At 47.0% G+C, this 5,573-nt stretch carries 2 protein-coding genes; one reads left to right on the forward strand and one right to left on the reverse strand.

Annotated features, from left to right (window positions below; genetic code table 11):
- Positions 1 to 4,118, reverse strand: a 4,118-nt coding sequence (locus JCM16496_RS20560) for a two-component regulator propeller domain-containing protein (RefSeq protein WP_025836375.1), incomplete at its 3' end; no start/stop codon positions are given.
- 94 nt (positions 4,119 to 4,212) lie between these two features.
- On the opposite strand from JCM16496_RS20560, the gene JCM16496_RS20565 reads away from it, so the two are divergent.
- On the forward strand, positions 4,213 to 5,367 hold the full coding sequence (locus JCM16496_RS20565) for a dienelactone hydrolase family protein (protein WP_025836376.1): 1,155 nt from the start codon (positions 4,213 to 4,215) through the stop codon (positions 5,365 to 5,367).
- The last annotated feature ends 206 nt before the right edge of the window (positions 5,368 to 5,573 follow it).

Here is a 5,573-nt window from a genome sequence, read left to right on the forward strand (position 1 = left end):
GACTTTAGGGACATTTCCGGCGCTTTCTGCTCTTTGGTTTCAACTTCCGATAAAGTATCAGCCGCCCCGGCAGACATCAAATCCGCACGATACAAGTCTTGAAGTTTACGCCGCTGCATCAGTAGATTCTTGACACGGGCTTTCAGATAAGTGGCGCTGAAAGGCTTTGTAATATAGTCATCCGCACCATATTCCAATCCTTCCAGTTTGCTTTCAATGGCTGTTTTAGCTGTCAACAGAACAATAGGAATATGACTGGTGGTCATGTCGGCACGCAAATCGCGGGTCATGGAAAAACCATCCTTCTCCGGCATCATTACGTCGCTGATAATTATGTCCGGAAGGAACTTCAACGCTTTGCCCAACCCTTGCATACCGTCCACTGCTTCCACAATCCGGTATTCGGATGCAAAAATACTGCGCAGGAACAGACGCAGTTCCGAGTTGTCCTCCACCAGAAGCATGGTCCCCATGGCTGTTTCCTCTTTTCCGTTGTCCTCCTGCAAAGTTTCCTGCTCCTCTGCCTGCGAATGACTATCCGCGCCCCGTTCTACAACTGCCATACCGACCGCCGCATCATCCTGAAGAAACTCCACGGTTTCATCATAGTGTCCTTTTCCTTTCAGAAAATCGACTTTAAAGCAGCTTCCCGCTCCCAGCTTGCTTTCTACAGTTATCAAGGCTTTATGCATCTCGACCAGTTCTTTCACCAATGACAAGCCTATGCCGGTACTTGACTGGTTGAACAAATTACGGTCCACCAGATTCTCGAACCTCACAAACAAGGATTTTTTCTTATTATCAGCAATACCGATTCCCTGGTCCTGCACCCCGACAGACACGGATTTTTCATCCTCACGGATAAAGACAGTTATCATCTTGTCATTAGGAGTGTATTTGAATGCATTGGAAAGCAGATTGAACACAATCTTCTCATATTTATCGGCATCGACCCACAAGTAAAGTTCCTCTTTCTCCGTTTCAAACAGAAAATCGATGTGACGTTCCTCAGCCATGGCATCAAAACTTTCCATAATCTTACGGGTGAACGCCACAACATTGATACGCTGTACCTGCATCTTCATTTTCCGGTTCTGAATCTTGCGGAAATCAAGTATCTGGTTAATCAAACGGAGCATACGGTTCGTATTACGCTCCACCACCTGCAGCTGTTCGCGGGCATCGTCCGGCAGCGGAGTATTCTCCAGCACATACTCCACCGGTCCCGAAATCAAAGTCAACGGCGTACGCAGTTCGTGGGATATGTCCGTAAAGAAACGCAACTTCATGTCTGTCATCTGCTGTTCCATAGAGACCTTGTGCTTCAACCGGTAAATGGTGAATAAGATATATACAGCGGTCACTATAATCAGTAACACAAACAAAATATAGAGAAAATAGGCAAAGGGAGTTTCCCAAAAAGAAGGGAGCACCTCTATGCCAAGTACCCGGGTATTTTCGGTCCAAACGCCATCGGCATTGGTAGAACGAACCTTGAACAGATAATGTCCTTTGGGAAGATTCGTATAAGTAGCCGTCCGCTGTTTTCCTACATAGTTCCATGCCTTCTCGAAGCCCTCCAGAATATAGGCATATTGAATTTCGGACGGAGCCGAATAATCGAGCGCCGCATACTGAATGGTAAAGACATTCTCCCTATGGGACAATTCCAGTTCGTGTGTGCCGTCCAAGCTTTGCCGCAATACGGAACCCGCCCCCGGCATTACATCTTCATTGGCTACCAACAGATTGGACAGCACAATCGGAGGAACATAACTACTCTTGCGTATGGAGTCCGGATTAAACATAAATATACCGTTACTCGCTCCAAACAGTATATTTCCTAAAGAAGTACAAGCAGATGCAGCCTCACTGAAGCGTATCCGAAAGGAGATTCCCTCATCATTATAATTCTCGAATTTCTCTTGGGAAGGAACGAACTTGCTGATGCCGTTCTCCGTACTCATCCACAGATTGGACTTACTGTCCTCCCGTATTGCCAAAAGCACATCGGAAGGCAGCCCATCTTGCACAGAATAGGATTTGAATCGGGCATTTCCATCCTTGTCCAAAGACAGCAGTTTATTCAGACCACCCCCAAAGGTAGCCAAATAAAGTTCCTTGTTCCGGGTAGACAGAATCCAGTGTACATCATTGTTGCTCAAGCTGTGAATATCTTCCGGCACACGTACAAAGTGATGAAAGACAGCATCTTCCGGCGTTCTAAAATCTTCCTTTACCATCAGAGCGCCAACGGTCGTTCCAATCCAGATATGTCCCTGCCCGTCACCGGTAATGAAACGCGCCTTATAACAGTTGTCTATGGGATACCCCTTCAGATTGTTGCGGTGATTGACAAAAATCTCCTTTCCGTCCTTGTCACGCGCCATGTAATTCACCCCCCCGGCAAAAGTAGCTACCCAGATTCTTTCTCGGGTATCTTCATATACACAGTACACATTGTCATCACTCAAGCTGTAAATGTCATCCTTGTCATTTTGATAACGGGTCAATCTATAGCGTGCATTCCCTTGAGGCTCTGCCTTTACCAGACCATCCCCTTTCGTAGCAATCCAAAGATTTTTCCTGCTATCCTGCATGATGAAGTACACGTTTCCGCGCATCGGGGTACCGGAATGAGCTATCGTACCGTTTTCCGTCAGATACCCTCGCTCTCTGCGGTCTTTGTCATACACTCTTAGTTTTCCGTCCTTCAAGCCAACCCAAAGATTGTATTCACTGTCCTCACACAAGCCTCTCACTTCATTGCTCAATGACTCATAGTGATGCGGCATAGGGGTTATCAGCTTAAACTGGGAGGGGCGGAAAGTTACTTTTTCCAATCCTTTGGAATGGGTGCACATCCACAGATTGCCTTGCTTGTCCGAGAAAGCCGCATGGATTTTATTGGAAAAACGCCAGTCACCCTGGGCCAGACTATTATAAAAGGGACGAAGGCAATTCTGTTCCCTGTCAAAATAGGAAAAACCACCTCCATAAGGATGTACCCACACAGAACCATGGACATCTTCGTGTACATGGAAAGCCGGACGGGAACGGTCTGTACTAGTAGGTTCTACAGCCACCGTCTCGGTCTTCAGTATACGGGTCAGGGGATTGAAGTGTACAACAGAACCCGATATATGCTGCTCAAACCATACCTCACCATGTTTGTCTACATAGGCAGAGCATACCGGCGAGTCGGGAAAACGGGATGCATTGTAATGCTCAAAATCCTGTGTGGCATATTTATACACAAAAAAACCATCCGTAGCGGTCACAATCAGCATTTCGTGCCGATTAAGCTCCTGAATGGAGACTATCTTTGAAGCTGCCGGAAGCTGGAGCAGGCGGAATTCACCTGCTGACTTCTGATAACGCCAGACACGCCCTTTCTCCGAGCCGAAAAAGATTTCCCCTTCATGCTCCTGGCAAGCGTAGAAAGGCTGTCCTTCTTTTTTCTCCTTCTCTGCCGCCTCCACAAAAAAAGATGCGGTCGACTTTTCAGCAGGAGAAACCATCCCCAATCCGTTATCTGTCAATATCCACTCATGTCCCGAGGAATCTTCATACACTTCATGCACACGCATTGCCGGAAACGGTCTGGACTTGACCGAATACCACTCGGTGGCAAGACGATAAGTATCAGGTTCTGTAGATACCCGGATAGCCCCTTCTTTTTCTGTCAACAACCACACGGCACCACCCGGCAATAGGCTGATGGAAGTAACCGTTGCGGAATTTCCTTCCCTATCCTCAGCCGGAACCCGTTCAAATACCTCTGTACGAGGATTGAAGCGAAAAACATGGCTGTCATAAGTCAGCAACCAAAGGAAGCCGTACTTATCCTCATACATCAGGTCTATACGATTGTTTGTCAAGGCAATCTGATTGTCAAGTCTTGCTTTATACGTCTTGAAGGAATATCCGTCAAATCGGTTGATGCCATCCCACGTAGAAAACCACATATTGCCGCTTCTATCCTGCAATATACTCATGACTGTGTTTTGAGACAGCCCGTCCTCAGACGAATAATGAGTGAAAAAACAATCCGGGTGTGCCTTCACTGCCAGCGTACATATCAAACCTGCTATTAGATATAAAATTCTTTTCGTCATAATCAGTTTATTCTATGCGGTAAAGATACATATTTCATTGAAAATTCTTGTACCTTTGCTTCTAATTTAATAACTGTGAATAAACCATCAAACCATGAAATACAACATTCTGTTCTTTTTTCTCCTCTCTTCCGTATACACCACGGTCACAGCACAAACCGATACCGCCTCTTACGGGATTGTGAAAAATATGCCCACCTTCTATGAGCAATTGAAACGGCAACTCAACTATCCCTTGGCATGGGGAAATTCCCCGACAAAGGATTACGACCAATGGCGTACAGAAGCCCGGAGCACACTGATGGAATGTATGCAGAACATTGCCCCTGCCCCACGGGAGTACAGTATGGAAGTAGTCGACGCAGAACACCGCAACGGATACGAGGTCCGAAAAATACGGTTTAATGTATCGGAATGGTGCCGTATACCTGCCTATTTATTGGTGCCCGACGGTAAAGGTCCGTTCCCCGCCATCGTCATGCTTCACGACCATGGAGCCCATTTCTCCATCGGCAAGGAGAAAATGATACGCCCTTTTCATGTTAAGGCGGAAGTGCTGGCAGATGCCGACGACTGGGCGGCACGTTGCTACGACAGCCAATATACGGGCGATTACTTCGCAGCCAACGGCTATGTCGTATTGTCCATCGATGCATTGTTCTGGGGAGAACGAGGACGCAAGGAAGGCATAGACTACGACGGCCAGCAAGCACTGGCTTCCAACTTCCTGCAAATGGGCAGTTCGTGGGGAGCCTTCATCCATATGGACGACGTGCGCAGTACGGAGTTCCTTGCCTCTCTACCATATGTCGACAAGAAAAGAGTGGGTTGTCTGGGCTTTTCCATGGGAGCCTACCGTTCCTGGATGCTTGCCTCCCTTACCGACTGTGTAAAGGCATCTGCCTCCGTGTGCTGGATGAACACGACCGAACACCTGATGACCCTGACCAACAACCAGAACAAAGGCGGTTCCGCCTTCTCTATGCTCATCCCCGACCTGCGCCGGTATTTGGACTACCCGCATACCGCGAGTATTGCCTGCCCCAAACCTGCTCTGTTCTTCAACGGTACTCAAGACAAGCTGTTTCCGGTAAAAGGTGTCAAGGATGCCTATGCCATTATGCAAGACGTTTGGAAAAGCCAGCAGGTAGGGGAATACCTTGTCACCAAACTATGGGAAGAGAAGCACTTCTTTAACAAAGCCATGCAGAAAGAAACGCTGGAATTCTTCAACAAATGGCTAAAGTAACAACGGTACCCTGTTAGAAAACTTGTTTCAGACTGCTGGGACTAAAAGTATTGCTTGTCGGGACCAATAGTTTCACTCGTTGAAACCAGAAGTTTGCCCCATTGAAACTACTTGTTTTGTTAAGGGAAACTTTTAGTATGTCATGGGAAAACTAAAAGTTTCATGCTGAGAACCAATCACTTTATGAGAGATGAGTTTTCATAATA

It is taken from the genome of Bacteroides rodentium JCM 16496, from assembly GCF_000614125.1.
Lineage (GTDB): Bacteria > Bacteroidota > Bacteroidia > Bacteroidales > Bacteroidaceae > Bacteroides > Bacteroides rodentium.

Bases quoted from the DNA above. Each gene is read 5' to 3' on its own strand.
- JCM16496_RS20565 (WP_025836376.1), top strand. From the start codon at position 4,213: ATGAAATACAACATTCTGTTCTTTTTTCTCCTCTCTTCCGTATACACC.